Source organism: Nostoc sp. FACHB-152 (assembly GCF_014697475.1).
GTDB lineage: Bacteria > Cyanobacteriota > Cyanobacteriia > Cyanobacteriales > Nostocaceae > Nostoc_B.
In genome coordinates this window covers 91,580-106,513 of the sequence record NZ_JACJRV010000011.1, presented here as the reverse complement: position 1 = coordinate 106,513, position 14,934 = coordinate 91,580, and the positions used below count along the sequence as shown (strand labels likewise).

16 protein-coding genes and 1 tRNA gene are annotated in these 14,934 nt (G+C 41.4%); 8 read left to right on the top strand and 9 right to left on the bottom strand.

The annotated features are described in order from the left end of the window. Positions 1 to 70: 70 nt before the first annotated feature. Entirely contained in the window at positions 71 to 430 is a 360-nt protein-coding gene (locus tag H6G76_RS12145; protein ID WP_190700330.1) for an aspartyl protease, read from the bottom strand. Further along, complete coding sequence (locus H6G76_RS12140) at positions 427 to 744, bottom strand: hypothetical protein (protein WP_190700327.1); 318 nt, start codon at positions 742 to 744, stop codon at positions 427 to 429. Before H6G76_RS12140 ends, H6G76_RS12145 begins: the two co-directional genes overlap by 4 nt. Positions 745 to 947: 203 nt before the next feature. Between H6G76_RS12140 and H6G76_RS12135 the strand changes: the two genes are divergently transcribed. The 3 genes from H6G76_RS12135 (at position 948) to H6G76_RS12125 (ending at position 4,209) form a co-directional block, all read left to right on the top strand. Next, a complete protein-coding gene (locus H6G76_RS12135) occupies positions 948 to 1,760 on the top strand; it encodes a hypothetical protein (protein WP_242056375.1) in 813 nt (270 codons plus the stop codon). Between the two features lie 149 nt (positions 1,761 to 1,909). Then, positions 1,910 to 3,466, top strand: coding sequence for an NAD(P)H-hydrate dehydratase (locus H6G76_RS12130; protein ID WP_190700321.1), 1,557 nt, complete (start codon positions 1,910 to 1,912; stop codon positions 3,464 to 3,466). Between the two features lie 71 nt (positions 3,467 to 3,537). Next, positions 3,538 to 4,209 carry a glutathione S-transferase family protein gene (locus H6G76_RS12125; RefSeq protein ID WP_190700318.1) on the top strand — a complete coding sequence of 224 codons (672 nt, stop codon included), beginning with the start codon at positions 3,538 to 3,540 and terminating at the stop codon, positions 4,207 to 4,209. Positions 4,210 to 4,264: 55 nt separating this feature from the next. Here H6G76_RS12125 and H6G76_RS12120 read toward each other — a convergent pair whose 3' ends face one another. The 5 genes from H6G76_RS12120 to H6G76_RS12100 all read right to left on the bottom strand — a co-directional run bounded on the left by H6G76_RS12120 (position 4,265) and on the right by H6G76_RS12100 (position 9,953). Then, on the bottom strand, positions 4,265 to 5,278 hold the full coding sequence (locus H6G76_RS12120) for a DnaJ C-terminal domain-containing protein (protein ID WP_190700315.1): 1,014 nt from the start codon (positions 5,276 to 5,278) through the stop codon (positions 4,265 to 4,267). A 430-nt stretch (positions 5,279 to 5,708) separates the two neighbouring features. Then, positions 5,709 to 6,167 carry an AAA family ATPase gene (locus H6G76_RS12115; RefSeq protein WP_190700312.1) on the bottom strand — a complete coding sequence of 153 codons (459 nt, stop codon included), beginning with the start codon at positions 6,165 to 6,167 and terminating at the stop codon, positions 5,709 to 5,711. 45 nt (positions 6,168 to 6,212) lie between these two features. Then, positions 6,213 to 7,502, bottom strand: a complete 1,290-nt coding sequence (locus H6G76_RS12110) for a glucose-1-phosphate adenylyltransferase (RefSeq protein ID WP_190700309.1) — start codon at positions 7,500 to 7,502, stop codon at positions 6,213 to 6,215. A 307-nt stretch (positions 7,503 to 7,809) separates the two neighbouring features. Further along, positions 7,810 to 8,106 (bottom strand): hypothetical protein, encoded by a 297-nt coding sequence (locus tag H6G76_RS12105; RefSeq protein ID WP_190700306.1) that lies wholly within the window; start codon positions 8,104 to 8,106, stop codon positions 7,810 to 7,812. A gap of 119 nt (positions 8,107 to 8,225) precedes the next feature. Beyond that, complete coding sequence (locus H6G76_RS12100; protein ID WP_190700302.1) at positions 8,226 to 9,953, bottom strand: S8 family peptidase; 1,728 nt, start codon at positions 9,951 to 9,953, stop codon at positions 8,226 to 8,228. 782 nt (positions 9,954 to 10,735) lie between these two features. Between H6G76_RS12100 and H6G76_RS12095 the strand changes: the two genes are divergently transcribed. Next, complete coding sequence (locus H6G76_RS12095) at positions 10,736 to 12,193, top strand: glycoside hydrolase family 13 protein (RefSeq protein ID WP_190700299.1); 1,458 nt, start codon at positions 10,736 to 10,738, stop codon at positions 12,191 to 12,193. 109 nt (positions 12,194 to 12,302) lie between these two features. Here H6G76_RS12095 and H6G76_RS12090 read toward each other — a convergent pair whose 3' ends face one another. Then, positions 12,303 to 12,722 carry a fasciclin domain-containing protein gene (locus H6G76_RS12090; RefSeq protein ID WP_190700296.1) on the bottom strand — a complete coding sequence of 140 codons (420 nt, stop codon included), beginning with the start codon at positions 12,720 to 12,722 and terminating at the stop codon, positions 12,303 to 12,305. A gap of 160 nt (positions 12,723 to 12,882) precedes the next feature. Here H6G76_RS12090 and H6G76_RS12085 point away from each other — a divergent pair, with 160 nt between their 5' ends. The 4 genes from H6G76_RS12085 to H6G76_RS12070 all read left to right on the top strand — a co-directional run bounded on the left by H6G76_RS12085 (position 12,883) and on the right by H6G76_RS12070 (position 14,509). Further along, positions 12,883 to 13,119, top strand: coding sequence for a DNA-directed RNA polymerase subunit omega (locus tag H6G76_RS12085; RefSeq protein ID WP_190700293.1), 237 nt, complete (start codon positions 12,883 to 12,885; stop codon positions 13,117 to 13,119). Positions 13,120 to 13,407: 288 nt separating this feature from the next. Further along, positions 13,408 to 13,971 (top strand): hypothetical protein, encoded by a 564-nt coding sequence (locus tag H6G76_RS12080; protein ID WP_190700288.1) that lies wholly within the window; start codon positions 13,408 to 13,410, stop codon positions 13,969 to 13,971. A 48-nt stretch (positions 13,972 to 14,019) separates the two neighbouring features. Further along, a complete protein-coding gene (locus tag H6G76_RS12075) occupies positions 14,020 to 14,385 on the top strand; it encodes a DUF1818 family protein (RefSeq protein WP_190700285.1) in 366 nt (121 codons plus the stop codon). Positions 14,386 to 14,435: 50 nt separating this feature from the next. Next, positions 14,436 to 14,509: transfer RNA gene (locus tag H6G76_RS12070), tRNA-Pro, on the top strand. 99 nt (positions 14,510 to 14,608) lie between these two features. On the opposite strand, the gene H6G76_RS12065 is transcribed toward H6G76_RS12070, so the two are convergent. Beyond that, complete coding sequence (locus H6G76_RS12065) at positions 14,609 to 14,857, bottom strand: type II toxin-antitoxin system ParD family antitoxin (protein ID WP_190700282.1); 249 nt, start codon at positions 14,855 to 14,857, stop codon at positions 14,609 to 14,611. Positions 14,858 to 14,934 lie beyond the last annotated feature (77 nt).

The following is a 14,934-nucleotide window of genomic DNA, read 5'->3' as shown; positions in this document are numbered from 1 at the left end:
TACGCCTCTGTTGTTAATTGCTAATTACACAGAGGCGTAAAATTTAAGTGTCTTTTTTTCAAGTACCAATTTATCCCAAAGTCAAAATACCAGCCTCATAATTCACTACCAACGGCAGGATTTTCAACCACTCTGAACCTAACAACACTTCTGTAATCTCATCCCCTGCATATACAGGTATTTCATACTCTTGTTCGTTTAATATTAACTTTCCTAAATATATTTTGAACAATGTTTCACCTTGTGCAGTTCGCAAAGTGTCTCTACCAATATAAGACCAGCCTAGACTCTCTATATCTTGTTGATTAATCGCTAAAAAGCCTGTGAAGCCAGTAAACATACTATCCACAGGCAAATTTAATCCATCGTCAGCAATGAACTCAATTGCAAAAAATAGTTGCCCATTTTCTCCAAAGCTACCGTGAATCATATTGTGCCAGTAGATCCCGTTTCATTCACGCAAAAAACACAGTGATCAGTATTTGGGTATTTTTCTAATGCTTTTTTGTGAGCTTGCATATTTTCAGCATCAATGAAGTAGTCACCGCTATTTGGCTCAATGGCAATATACCAACCATAATGTTCCTTAATTAACTCAGGACGCACGCGCTCAAATATTGCACGACAACGATGATGAAAAGCTTCATTTTCAGCTTTGCGTCTGGCTAATTCTTCAGGTGATAAAGTTCGTTCTGGAAATATTCTGCCTCGGCGTGCGGGTTGTTTTGGAGTTGATTGAGTCATGCTATTAACTTTATTTATATGATGATGGAATTATTTCATATTATAAAAAGCCAACAGCGATCGCTTTTACTCTCTTCGAGACTTACAAATATACTCCAGATAGCTCAATCTATAATCTTTACTATATGTATCCATTGCCACCTAGCTCTGCTGATTTTATGCTTAGACTATATAGTTTGAAAAATCTTGTTACTAATATGTCCATGAAGTTATCAGGTCAGTTTCTAGCATTGCCGATAATGCCATTATTTTTGGGAAGTTGCTTGGCAAGTATTTTGCATAGTCATCCAGCCCAAGCCCAAATCAACAGTAATAGCGTTTTGTTGTCACAACAAACAGTCGAAACTTTACCACCGCCGCCAGATACTTCAGTAATTCCTGATAACGAACAACCTCTACCTCAGTTACAACCAGGGCAACTTGAACAATATGAACCAAATTCTTTCCCCTACCCATCAACAGAAAATCAAAATCAGCAAAATCCTTTATTTCAACCTACCCAGCCGAATCAATACAGCCAGAACTTTGAACGTTATTTTGTATATGTTAATAGCGGTAATTACCAAACACTACAACGTATCCGCCAAGTTGAACCCAGTGCTTATATTCGACAATACAGAGGACGTTCTATTATCCAGTCAGGAGTGTTTAGCAGAAGATCTAACGCCGAACAGCGTGTGAGAGAACTAGAAGACTACGGTATCCGTGGCGCAGGAGTGGTCAGCTTTTCTGGTGGGGAAGAAATACAGAGTTTTAATGCTAGACCTAGCGAAAATTCAACAATTAGAACTAATAGATACTATGTTGTTATTCCTGGGAAAACACAAGATTTACCAGAGATTAGTGACAAAATTATCCGAAGTAGTGGATATTCTAGCTTAGTGAGGGAAAGACAAAAACCGCTTGGCCCTCATGTAGCCGTGGGGCCGTTTGCTGATAGGTCAGAAGCACAAAGATGGAATAAATATATGCACGAGTTAGGATTTGGCAATGCTAGGGTTTACTACAACAGGTAGGTGCTAATACTAAGTTGCTTTCAAAGATATTAATTTGGGCAGGGATAGCGAGTAATAATATTATTTTTGAACGCAAGTTAGTACTGATTGCTGAGTAACACGATACAAGTAAATAGTGAAAACTAATAAAAATTGATTACTCAGCACTAATGCAGAACAGGCAAGAACACATTTCACAAGTTGTAGTAACTGCTGGGCAAATGCGGGATATTGAAGGGCGTATCTTTGCCGCCGGAATGCCTGTAGCAGCTTTGATGGAAAAGGTTGCAGGACTGATTGCACTCCGCATCCAAGCTATGTTTCCAACATCTGGCAACTTGTGCCGTGTGGGTATTTTAGTCGGCCCTGGCCACAATGGGGGCGATGCTTTGGTTGTAGCCCGTGAATTACACTTTCACGGGTATGAAGTTTGGCTATATTCGCCTTTTTCTAAGCTGAAGGAATTAACTGTACAACATTTGCACTATGCCCAAAGTTTAGGTATTCCTTGCTATGAAAATGTTGCACAACTGCCAAGTTGTGATTTTTTAATCGATGGGTTATTCGGTTTTGGGTTGGAAAGACTACTCACTGATCCCATCGCTTCAGCAATTAATCAGTTTAATGAATGGAATCAACCAATTATTAGTATTGATCTACCTTCAGGTTTGCATACCGATACAGGTGAAGTTTTAGGGACAGCGATTCGCGCTACTCACACGTTATGCCTGGGCTTGTGGAAGTTGGGTTTATTGCAGGATCATGCTTTAGAGTATGTTGGTAAAGCTGAATTAATTGATTTTGATATTCCTGATGCAGATGTAGAGGCTGCATTGGGAAATACGCCCAAAATTAAACGTATTACTAAACCAACAGCACTTTCTACTCTACCTTTGCCGCGTCCAGCAGTCACACATAAGTACAAAGAAGGACATTTATTATTAATTTGCGGTTCGCGGCGTTATGCTGGCGGTGCAATTTTAACAGGTTTAGGGGCGCGGGCTAGTGGTGTGGGGATGCTTTCTATTGCGGTTCCTGAATCTTTAAAATCAATTTTGGTGTCCCATTTACCGGAAGCACTAATTATTGGTTGTCCAGAAACGGAGACAGGGGCAATTTCGCAATTACAATTACCTGAGAATACTAATTTAAGTTCTTTTAGTGCGATCGCTTGTGGCCCTGGTTTAACCCGCGAAGCTACACCTATTGTCCAACAAGTAATTAAGAGCGATCGCACCTTAGTTCTCGATGCCGATGGTTTAAATATTTTGGCACAGATGGGAACTATCCCTACCTTAAAACAACGGCAAGCCGCAACCGTTCTTACTCCGCATACAGGCGAATTTCAAAGACTATTTCCTGATGTACCTGATGCTAAACATGACAGAATCAAAGCGGTCAGAGAAGCCGCAGCCCAAAGTGATGCAGTGGTATTGTTAAAAGGAGCTAGAACGGCGATCGCAAATTCTCAAGGTACAGTCTGGATTACGCCTGAAAGTACCCCAGCTTTAGCACGTGGTGGTAGTGGTGATGTATTAACTGGATTACTTGGAGGTTTATTAGCACAAGCGACTACAAAACAAATTCCTGTAGAGGATATTGTGGCTACTGCTTCTTGGTGGCATTCCCAAGCCGGGATTTTAGCGGCTCAAGAGCGTACAGAATTAGGTGTAGATGCGTTTACATTGACACAATATTTAATGCCAGCACTCAGCAGTTATAAGTAGACGTGGCTATGTAGTTAAACCCAAGTTTCTGACAGCAATGCTACCCTACTGATAAAGTTTGAGGTTGTCTCATGCTGAAACTTTATCACAACCATCTCTCGATGAACTCGCGGAGAGTGTGGATTGCGCTGCTAGAAAAAAAATTAGATTTTGACCTAGTAGACGTAAAACTAGATGGTGATCAACTGCAACCAGAATTTTTAGCGATGAATCCTTTCCACCGCGTTCCAGTTTTAGTGGATGATGGCTTTAATGTGGTGGAATCCTTAGCTATCTTAGATTATTTAGAGGCAAAACATCCTAGCCCTAGCTTACTGCCCACTAATCCCAAAGATTTAGCCATTGTGCGGATGGTAGAAATGGCAACAGTCAATGAATTAGTATCTGCGATGAATCCGTTAATCTATAAAATGATGGGTTTTCCTGGTGGCGAAGATTTGCAGAAACTAGAACAAGCAAAACAAAAAATAGCTATAGGGCTAGAATTTCTAGAAAAGTTATTAGGAGATAGCCCATATTTTGGTAGTGAAAATTTAACCCTAGCTGATATAGTGGCTGGATGTGCAGTACCTTTGTTACCTATTGTAGATTTTCCTTTCACTAACTACCAAAAATTAACTGCTTGGTCTGAAAGGTTGATGCAGCGTTCTTCTTGGCAAACTACCCAACCCACCCCAGAGCTTATCGAAGCTTTTAAATCTCGAATGCAAACTTTGATGGAACAGCGTCAATCTAATACATAATTCCGTAATTCGTAATTAAATCTTGAACTATAAATTACGAATTACGAATTACGAATTATAACTTCACTTGTTGTAAATGACTGCGGGGGTTATAGGTACGTATAGCCCTGATTTTCTCATAATACTCGCGTTCTTGTTGGCTGAGTTCTTTTGGTGGTGCGATCGCTACTTTCACCATCTGATCACCACGTCCACCTTTGGGTAAAGGCCAGCCTTTGCCCCGTAAACGCAATGATTGCCCAGAACGTACCCCCGCAGGCAGCTTAACATTCACATTGCCATCGGGTGTAGGCACATCAATAGAAGCACCTAAAGTGGCTTCATCGGGTGTAATTGGCACTTCACAGACCAAATTATCCCCTTCTATTTGAAAGAATGGGTGGGGTTGCAGTTCAACTTTTAAATATAAATCTCCCCGTTGTTGCGTCATCGGGTTAATTTGTCCTTTGCCCCGCACTCGCAAGCGAGAACCGGGTTTAGCACCAGCCGGAATGCGTACATCTATTGTTTCATTGCCTAAGCTGAAACGCTTCTGCACACCAGCAAACGCTTCCGAGAAAGTCAAGCTAATTGTCGCTTCTGTATCTTGGGCAGCACCCGCGCCTGCACCCATATCTTGGAAGCCAAAATCATTAAAGCCGCCAAAACCGCCACCTGGTCTACCTGTGGAAGTACGATAAGAGTAGTTTTGGCTACCAGTCGGGCGAGGGCCAGCCGTACCACCAAAGCGGCCTAACAACTCATTAATAAATTCATCAAAACTGCCATATTGGCTGAAGTCGAAGCCACCCATATCAACGCCAGCCGCACCGCCGCCAGGGAAGCCTTGACCAACTTGTTTCCAATATTGACCAAATTGGTCGTATTTTTTGCGCTTATCTGGGTCAGATAATACTTCGTAGGCTTCGTTTACTTCTTTAAAACGCGCTTCTGCTTGCTTGTTGCCGGGATTGACATCAGGGTGAAACTTCCGGGCTAGTTTACGAAAAGCTTGTTTAATTTCCTCTGGACTGGCAGTTTTACTAACTCCCAAAAGTGAGTAATAGTCTTTAAAGTCGGTTGTAGCCATCTACCAGCCTCCTGTAGAAATTTACTTTAAGTTTTTTTTGTAAGATGCGAGATTTATATTTTGCTAGGTATAATGCCAAGCAATTAGATTCTGATTTTAAATTAACAAACAATACACAAAATCAAGTGTGGTTCTTGCTCAATGCACCAGGGAAATTTCCGTACTTTGGGAAATGGCAGGGGGGCAGTGAGGGGGGCAGGGGTGCAGGGGGGAGAGAAGAACAAATGACCATTGACTGAAACTAGGGTGTAGGGTGCAGGGTGTGGGGTGTAGTGGGTAGAAAGAAAAATGTATTTTTGTACACCCTGCCCCGCAGCCAACTGGAAGCCCCCGTCACTATCAAAGATTTGGCAGTCTTTAATTAGTAGAAGCTCACACTAGTTTTCCCAACACCCTACACCCAACCCCCCACACCCTTCTTTTTGACTTTTTACCCTAACTTAATCAAACCGTCGAATCCTTCATTTAAGCTTGGTGGCGCATCCCGCAGGTGGCGATGCATCCGTAAGATAACTTCTTCGGGAACTCTACGGGTGCGGCGTTTATTTCGTGCTAAACATAGCCAAACTGGAGTAGTCAGCCAAATTCCTGTAATTTGAGTGAAGCCTAAGTCACGCCCTAAGGTAATGAGTTCGCGGCGATCGCATCTTCGCGCATTAGTAGCATCAAAAATAGCTGATGTATTTGCTGTCACTGCTTGCTGAAGTTGTCTTTCAAGTTCTTGCCAAATTAGGAACCACGGCCCTTGAATTATTTCATCGCCAAACAATTGCCCCCGGATAGCATCTGTAGAAATCAGCTGCATCTGGGGGCATTCAGCAATTAACTGTTTTGCCAAAGTTGACTTACCGCTACCGGGAAGACCAATGAGCAATAGTAGTTGAGTCATTTGTCCATTGTCATTGGTCAATAGTCTTTAGCCAATGACCAATGACTAAATTATCGTTCCATCGCGAATGACGGCATTTTTCAAGACAACTACAATACCGCTACGGATGTAAAAGCCTTGGTTTTCGCGGTCAGCTTCTTGGACGTTATCTTTATTGATAATTTTCACATCATTACCGATGCAAGCATTTTTATCAATGATCGCCCGACGAATCACACTATCTCTACCAATGCCTATACCAATTTTATCTTCGTTAATTTTGCCATGACTCTCAACGGAAGCATGATAAAAATCTGCACCCATGAGCAACGATTCTTCGATGATACAGCCCGATTCAATCCGCGATCGCACTCCCAACACTGAATGTTGAATGCGGCAGTTTTTCAAAATACAGCCTTCACCAATAATGGATTCGGTGACGTGGCAATCTAGTAACTTAGTGGGCGGTAGATAACGCGGACGGGTGTAAATTGGTGCTTCTTCATCGTAGAAGCTAAAAGGTGGCTGCGGCTGCTGGGTCAAGGCTAAATTGGCATGGTAAAATGCGTCAATTGTCCCGATATCTTCCCAGTAGTCATCAAATAAGTAGGCTTGAATGTTGTAATCTTCGGCTGCATCAGGAATAATTTCTTTACCAAAATCAGTCCTTTCTAGTTTTTCCCGCAACAACTTGATCAAAACTTCTCTTTTGAAGACGTAAATCCCCATTGAGGCGATGTATGGCTGTTGTTGGGCTTGTTCTTTATCTAAACCCAAGACAGTGGTATCAACCTGCATTTTCTTGAGGGCTTCACCTTTGGGCTTTTCGCTAAAGTCAATAACTCTACCTTGATCATTAATTTTCATCAAGCCAAAGTCAGAAGCCCGGCGATCGTCAATAGGGATTACTGAGAGAGTAATATCAGCATTGGTTTCTCTATGGCGTTGGATGAATTGACGGTAATCCATCCGGTAAAGATGATCCCCTGAGAGAATCAGATACTCATCTACATCCCATTCTTCCAACAGCCAGATGTACTGACGCACAGCATCGGCTGTACCTTGGAACCAGTTGGGGTTTTCTGGAGTTTGTTGTGCAGCTAACACTTCCACAAACCCTTCGCTAAATCCAGTAAAGTTGTAGGTACGTGCGATGTGACGGTTCAGAGAAGCTGAGTTGAATTGTGTCAGGACGTAGATTTTAAAAATTTCCGAATTTATACAGTTACTGACAGGGATATCGATTAAACGGTACTTCCCCGCCACAGGTACTGCTGGTTTTGCCCGGAGTTTCGTTAAAGGATAAAGGCGGGTGCCTGCGCCACCACCGAGAATGATTGCTAAAACTTTTTTCACAAAATTTCTCCCGACTGCCTTTCAACTCTCACCTTAAGTTTAGGACTGTATGTAGCCTCTGATAAGGGGGGATCGAATATTCTCAAGGATGATTTTTGAAATTCTTACTGGTGATAGATAATATTTGCCTTGAGCGGCAAATATAGAACATTTGTATTATCAGAATCACGAGGCGATCGCTAGTACTGCGCTGATTAATACTAACTTTCTCAGATGCTAATTTTTTAATATAAAGTTAACCTTAAAAATAGCATCAATGTGTTATCTAATCTGCATTTCTCTGCGCTGACTCTGCGTTACTTTGCTGTTAAATTGTAAAACTCTGCATTTTTTTTCCGCCATTCACTAAACGTAACTGTTGTGATAGTTGTAATAATTTTACCCAAGGTTCTTCTGACAATTGCGAAATTGCATTTGCTGATAATGTGGTGGTAAAGATATCTTTATCTTTAGTCACATCACTAACACCAACACTTTGTAAAACTGCGATCGCCGCATCTGAAATAGGTTCAGTATGTATAAATACAGTTAAACTCGGTGTTGCTGGGTCTTGAACATCATTGAGTGCCGTCGCCAGGGCTGCACCTAACTTCTGATAGTTCATAACTATTTCCTTAGTAAAAGAGTAGGCAAGTTTTAACTGCTCTAACATTAAGTTATCAAATTTTTAGATTTTGATTACCTACCCTTATACATAAGTGATACAAGAATTTATCTGACTTATTACAGATTTTCGGTATTAATCAATCCATAGCCCCATTTATTATCAAAGGTTCCGGCTGGTTTGCCTGGAATAGAACTGTTTTTGCGGAGTATCTCTTTAACTGCTGTGGGATCTAAATTGCGATCGCGCTGCAATAATAATGCAACTATTCCTGTAACAAAAGGTGTTGCCATACTACTGCCAGCCATCGCCATAAATTTAGAATTAACCGTCATTGAACGGTCACAATTGGCATTAGAAGAAAGTGCCGAAACAACCATCGCGCCTGGTGCCGCAACATCTGGCTTCTGCACATCATTTCGCAGTGGCCCTTCACTACTAAACTCAGAAATACAGTTGGCTTCCATGCCCATCTCTCGCACTTGGCTATCAATATCTGTGTACTTACATTTAGTCGTGTAGGCGGCAACTGTGACTGCACTGCTGGCACATCCGGGCGCACCAATTTTTACAGCATCTTTCACACTAGTACCTGTAAACAAGACTGAGCAAGTATCTTCTAGCATCCATACATCTAACCGGGTATCCTGGGAAGATGTATTGCGTACTCGTAGCTGCCAAATACCTCCCATAACTGGCGATGGGCCATTACCCCGAATCTGCACAAAGAAATTATGATCACCGTTGGCAGCGTCTGGCTTTGGTGTGACAATTTGCACCCGTGCATCGGGGAGTTGATGATCTACTGCTGGGTTTCCGTCAGTAATAATTTTTTGAAAGGGAGTTACAAACCCGTTAGGGCTGCGTAAAGAAACTTCTAATTGGCTGTCTTTGGAATACCAAGCATTCATCCAGACAATGTTTACTTGACTAAGCGGTACATTAAAGCGTATTCCCTTCATCCGCCCACTGGCTATTTTGGCTTGACCATGAATATTGTCGTTACCTTCGTTACCTGCTGCACAGCACACAATTTTGCCAGGGCCAGTTTCGGAGTCAATAACTTTAGATAGGGAGTCTGTACCATCGTGGGCATCGGCGTGTCCACCTATGCTGAGATTTACCACTGCTGGCCTTCCTAACTCACTCGCTATTCTGAAAATGTAGCGGACAGCATCAGCAATGTGGGCATCTTGTAAGTCAGATTTGATAATGATTAATTCTGCGTCTGGTGCGACACCACCATAGGTAGAATCAGCACCAGACGCGATACCTGCAACGTGAGTACCATGTCCGTCAGTATCTTGAGAAACACTCAATAAAGAATCTGTTAATTCCGCCCCATAAGCACCTTCTTTGACTCCTGGCCCTGGCAGAGTTTGATCCCATAACCGTAAAATCCGCCCAGCGAAAGCAGGATGTTTTGGGTCGATACCACTATCAACAATTCCGATGATGACACCTTTACCAGTTAGTCCAGTTTTGTTCTTAAATTCTGGTAACTTTACTGCTTGGCAGGCAACATCCATCCGCAGTTTTAGTTTGCGCGATGGCTTAATCCTCTGGATGTCAGGTTCTTCTGATAAGGCATCTAAACTGTCAATGGGAAGGAAAGCTGTCCGTACATTACCTGTATTTTGATTAACTTCTATGCCGTATTGTGCTAGGTGGCTTAAGTCTGCGTTATCGTCACAGTAGATAAAAACCAGACTCTTGGTAGGTTTGACAATACTTTTGGAAGCCATGATACCAAGCGATCGCTTGTGTGTCATTAAAGCCTCTAAGCCTTCATGTACATAATCTTGAACTGCCAACAGCAACCCTGGAGAAAATTTTTCGTGTCTCATTTTGGCTTCTACCTTTATTTTTTCGGTTCAAAACAAGTAATTTTTTTGGCAAGATAAGTCATGCTAGATTCGTAAGTTATAGCTGATTTTTATGGGTTTGCCACTTGCGAAAAATCCGGATATCTATAGTTTTAATCGATAGCCATAAATATAATTATGTCTTTTAAAATATTTGATATTCAGTTTTTCATCTGTGACTAGTTCTAATAAGTTTTTTTAGCTAAAAAAACCACCTTCTGGCAAGAAATTTCATCCTGCTCATTTTCGGCAGCGATCGGTAATTAGAATCCAGATTAACTGCTTTTTAAAAAATGTTTTTTAGTAATTCAACCATATTTCAAAAGATTACGGAAAAGTTAAACAGAGAAAAATTAAGAGATATAAAGCAATAGAAGATAAAGAAAATTAGTAATAGTTAATATATAAAATTTTTATATATTACTAAAATATCTAAATACTTTAGTAAAAACTCAGTTAAAGATATAACTCTTGACCGTTAACCAAAAAAGATGTATGGGACTCCTATTTGATTTTTGAATAAAACTCCGTACCCTTTAATCTTCTATAACCCTATTGCCTAACTACACAAATAATTTCAGATATCAAACCGGATTCCTATATAAGAATTTTTCATGACAATCCCGCTCCTGAATAACTAGCCTAATTTCAAACTTCATACTTGATACTTCATACTTCAGTTAGCTATTTTCCATCACAAGTGAGAGACATAATTGGTTAACTATTTGCAACAATCTCTCGTGAAGGTACAGAAATAACTACCCATGCAAATTCAAACACCAGACTGGGTGAAGCACGCCGTTTTCTACCAAATCTTTCCAGACCGCTTTGCCAGAAGCAAACAGCCCCACAAACGGTTGCTACATGAAGCCCGTTGGGAAGATTGGGAAGCAATGCCCACACTCCAAGGTTACAAAGGCGGTGATTTATGGGGCATTATTGAAGGATTAGACTACATCCAGAGTTTAGGAATTAACGCCATTTATTTCACGCCCATATTTCAATCGGCTAGTAATCATCGCTATCACACTCACGATTACTATCAAGTCGATCCTTTGCTGGGAGGAAATGAAGCCTTCAAAGAATTGCTAGAAGCTGCCCACCAAAAGAATATTAAAGTAGTTTTGGATGGGGTATTTAATCATTCGAGTCGCGGGTTTTTCTTTTTCCATGATGTTTTGGAAAATGGCCCACAATCACCTTGGGTAAATTGGTTTAAAATTCACGCTTGGCCGCTTTCTCCTTATAACGGTGAGTACCCGGCTAATTACGAGGGTTGGGCAGATAATCGGGCTTTACCAGTCTTTAACCACGACAACCCAGAGGTTAGAGAATACATCATGGAAATTGCTGAGTATTGGATTAAACTCGGCATTGATGGTTGGCGGTTAGATGTGCCATTTGAAATTAAAACTCCTGGTTTTTGGCAAGAATTCCGCGATCGCGTCAAAGCCATTAACCCCGAAGCTTATATTGTGGGCGAAGTGTGGGGAGATTCGCGCGAGTGGTTGGATGGGACACAATTTGACGGCGTAATGAATTATTTATTTGCTGGGCCGACAATTGCTTTTACCGCAGGCGATCGCGTAGTCTTAGAACAAGTCCAAAGCCGTGACTATCAACCTTATCCACCTTTATTTGCTGCCGAGTACGCCGCTAAAATCCAAGAACTACTGCAATTTTACCCTTGGGACATTCAGCTAACTCAACTCAACTTACTTGCTAGTCACGATACCGCACGTTTGATGAGTATTGCCGGCGGCGATCAAGCCAGCGTAGAATTATCAACTCTACTTTTACTTACCTATCCTGGTGCGCCAAGTATTTATTATGGTGATGAAGTCGGTTTACCAGGTGCAATAGATCCTGACTCCCGACGCGGCTTTCCCTTAGAAGCTAATTGGGACAGAGAAATTCTTAAAACTCACCGCCAACTAATAGAAATTCGCCATACCTATCCAGCTTTGCGTACAGGCGAATATCACGTTTTGTATGCCCAAGGAACACTTTACGTTTTTGCACGCACCTTAGGCACAGAAGAATTAATTATTGCTGTTAATACTGGAACAGCATCAGTTAAAGGAAATATAGACATTACTCGTTTGCAAACTCAACCCAGCAAGCTTTTATTTGGCTACGCAGAATTGGACTGGAATCACGATGGAGAAACTAAACAACTTTCTCTAACTGTTCCTCCACGGACTGGGTGCATTTTGGGTTGAGGAAAACCATCTAGGACTTAAGCACAAAGAGTTGTTGAGATTGGGTGCTAGGGAGTGAGGGATTTAACGTTATTTTTGTGTATTCTCTACTCCCTACTCCCCTATTTTGTTAATGTCCAGCAACCATTGCAGGTATGAGGACTGCATCAATCACATGAATTACACCATTGTCTGCCAAAATATCTGTTTTTAGAACATTGGCATCATTCACCTTAATATTCCCGTTAGCAGACTCAATTGCTAAAACAGATCCCTCCAGAGTCTCCGCTTCTGTAATTTGCACTAAGTCATCAGATCTGACATCGCCAAAAGCAACATGATAGCTAACAATTTTCTTCAATTTGGCAGTATCTTGCAGCAGTTCATCTAATGTTCCCTCTGGTAGTTGGGCAAAAGCCTCATCCGTAGGTGCAAAAACTGTAAAAATATTAGGGCTTTGAAGAGTATCTATGATTTGTGCAGCCTTAGCTGCTTCTATTAGAGTCTTGAAATTGCCTGCATTAACAGCAGTTTCCAAAAGATTAGCCATGAATTTGAATAATGATATTAAGGTAGTCTTACAAACTAGTTATAAATTGATACAAAACTATCAACCTCTATCAACAGAGAGGTCGCTGAGAATTATATATACAGAGCCGTATCTAGTCTAGTACTGCTAAACTGGGGAATGTCCCCAAGAACCATTAATTATGCTCAAGCGTTCCAAGTTCGAGACAACCCAATCTCAAATTATGCACCGTGCCGAGGATTTAATTAGTGCAGCCTCGAATCGCTACCGCATTACGGTTCAGGTGGCAAATCGTGCCAAGCGTCGGCGTTATGAAGATTTTGAAAGCTCAGAAGATATGATGATGAAGCCTGTTTTACGGGCAATCATCGAAATGTCTGATGAACTGACTCAGCCAGAAATTATTGGCGAAATCTAACAGTAGTGCTGGGGTGAAGTGCTGAATACAGGAGTATTCAGATTGCACCTTCATCTCAGAGGATGTTTGGAAAGTCTAAATTAATACTAGCCTCGGCGATTAAAAATCGCGGCTACACAGGAAAAACCCGCCAGTGCGGGTTAAAAACCTTAATTTTCTGTTAGTCCGCGCAGGCGGACTTAGTTTGTGTAGTAGCGAATTATATTCGCCCAATACTTTTAAAACATCCTCTCAGAATTATTACTATCAAAAAAACAAACAAGTCTGCTTTCATCAATTATTCAGCTGATGCTTGCAAAATTTAATTCAGCATTAATCATTGCTTTAATAGTGACTGGGCTGGTTGTGAGTATAAACACAAGTAAATTCACCAGCCCTATTTTATTTGGTATTCAGCCTGCTGTTGCTCAAAGAATTAGTCCATTGGATGTTTGGCAGCAAGTTTATGAGCAATTGCCCAACCTGCCCAAAGAAAACAAGTACATTAGCAACGAAAATGGGAAAGTAGCGGAAACTAACACTTTAGCTAGTCGCCTGATCCGTTATCACATTTATGTGAAAGAGCGATCGCCTATTTATCGTTTAGACTGGAAGCTAACTTTGGCTGATTACTTGGGGGCGAATGAAACTATATATGATACGAGCTATCCAGGTAGTGATATATTACGGCAAAATCCTCTGGATGGCGATCGCGCCGCCATTAACCGCCTCAGTCGTCAGCAACGAGATGCTTTAGTCCAAACCTTAGTCAACATCTTTAGCCCCTCTGTCCAAAATACCAGCCAACCTCCTAGCCCTAGCTCAAATACTCCCCAGAAACCCCAAACAGGCGGTGCTGAACTATTAAAGTGATTTTGAATTTAAATCTAAAATCTAAAATCCAAAATCTACAATTTGAAGATGGAACGTCTGATAAAAACTGGTTCTGGCTGGCGTATTGGCTGGAACCCTAACGCACCCCAATATAAAGGCTTAGTTGGAACTGATGATTGGGCAATTGAGTTAACCGAAGCCGAGTTAAATGAATTTTGCCGTCTGTTAGCCCAGCTAGCAGACACAATGAAACAACTCACAGCCGAATTAATGGATGAGGAAAAAATTGCCTGTGAAGCCGAAAGCGATTTATTATGGATGGAGGTAGAAGGCTATCCCCATGAATACAGCCTGCGCTTCATCCTCAATACAGGACGCTGTGTAGAAGGTAAATGGAATGCCTCTGCTGTACCTGGTCTGTTGCAAGCTGCTGAGATACTCAAAGTTTTTTAAACTTACCCCTTGATTCTCTTAAAGCTTTGCGCTATATTAATAATTCTGACCGGGGCGTAGCGCAGCTTGGTAGCGCGCCACTTTGGGGTAGTGGAGGTCGTGGGTTCGAATCCCGCCGCTCCGATTGATAAAATCTCTAAACCTGTTAATCTTGCATAAAGATTAGCAGGTTTTTTAGCTAGAACCAAAAGAAGCCTCTGGCTTACAATTACTCATTCAACAACTAAATGCTAATTCTTTCTCGTACTGCTTGACGAATATCTTCCCACTCTTGAGCAGTCATTTCTGTTGCATTTCCAGAGTTTAATCCTTCGAGAAGCATTGTTTCTAGACGTTCTTTTGCTCTCTGCTTTTGGTCTTGTCGTACTAATTCACGGAAATATTCGCTGACACTACTGTAGCCGCCTTTTGCTACCTGTTCTTCTACATAAGCTCTCATAGTGTCAGGTAAGGAAATACTGATACTTTCCACAATGGTTATTTCCTGAATCTGTTTTTCTAAATTATGGCAAAAATTGCCATTTTATGTCATTGAACAGAAGATGCTAG

Coding starts and splice junctions, on each gene's coding strand:
- H6G76_RS12145 (WP_190700330.1), bottom strand. CDS start 430: ATGATTCACGGTAGCTTTGGAGAAAATGGGCAACTATTTTTTGCAATT.
- H6G76_RS12140 (WP_190700327.1), bottom strand. CDS start 744: ATGACTCAATCAACTCCAAAACAACCCGCACGCCGAGGCAGAATATTT.
- H6G76_RS12135 (WP_242056375.1), top strand. CDS start 948: ATGAAGTTATCAGGTCAGTTTCTAGCATTGCCGATAATGCCATTATTT.
- H6G76_RS12130 (WP_190700321.1), top strand. CDS start 1,910: ATGCAGAACAGGCAAGAACACATTTCACAAGTTGTAGTAACTGCTGGG.
- H6G76_RS12125 (WP_190700318.1), top strand. CDS start 3,538: ATGCTGAAACTTTATCACAACCATCTCTCGATGAACTCGCGGAGAGTG.
- H6G76_RS12120 (WP_190700315.1), bottom strand. CDS start 5,278: ATGGCTACAACCGACTTTAAAGACTATTACTCACTTTTGGGAGTTAGT.
- H6G76_RS12115 (WP_190700312.1), bottom strand. CDS start 6,167: ATGACTCAACTACTATTGCTCATTGGTCTTCCCGGTAGCGGTAAGTCA.
- H6G76_RS12105 (WP_190700306.1), bottom strand. CDS start 8,106: ATGAACTATCAGAAGTTAGGTGCAGCCCTGGCGACGGCACTCAATGAT.
- H6G76_RS12100 (WP_190700302.1), bottom strand. CDS start 9,953: ATGAGACACGAAAAATTTTCTCCAGGGTTGCTGTTGGCAGTTCAAGAT.
- H6G76_RS12095 (WP_190700299.1), top strand. CDS start 10,736: ATGCAAATTCAAACACCAGACTGGGTGAAGCACGCCGTTTTCTACCAA.
- H6G76_RS12090 (WP_190700296.1), bottom strand. CDS start 12,722: ATGGCTAATCTTTTGGAAACTGCTGTTAATGCAGGCAATTTCAAGACT.
- H6G76_RS12085 (WP_190700293.1), top strand. CDS start 12,883: ATGCTCAAGCGTTCCAAGTTCGAGACAACCCAATCTCAAATTATGCAC.
- H6G76_RS12080 (WP_190700288.1), top strand. CDS start 13,408: ATGCTTGCAAAATTTAATTCAGCATTAATCATTGCTTTAATAGTGACT.
- H6G76_RS12075 (WP_190700285.1), top strand. CDS start 14,020: ATGGAACGTCTGATAAAAACTGGTTCTGGCTGGCGTATTGGCTGGAAC.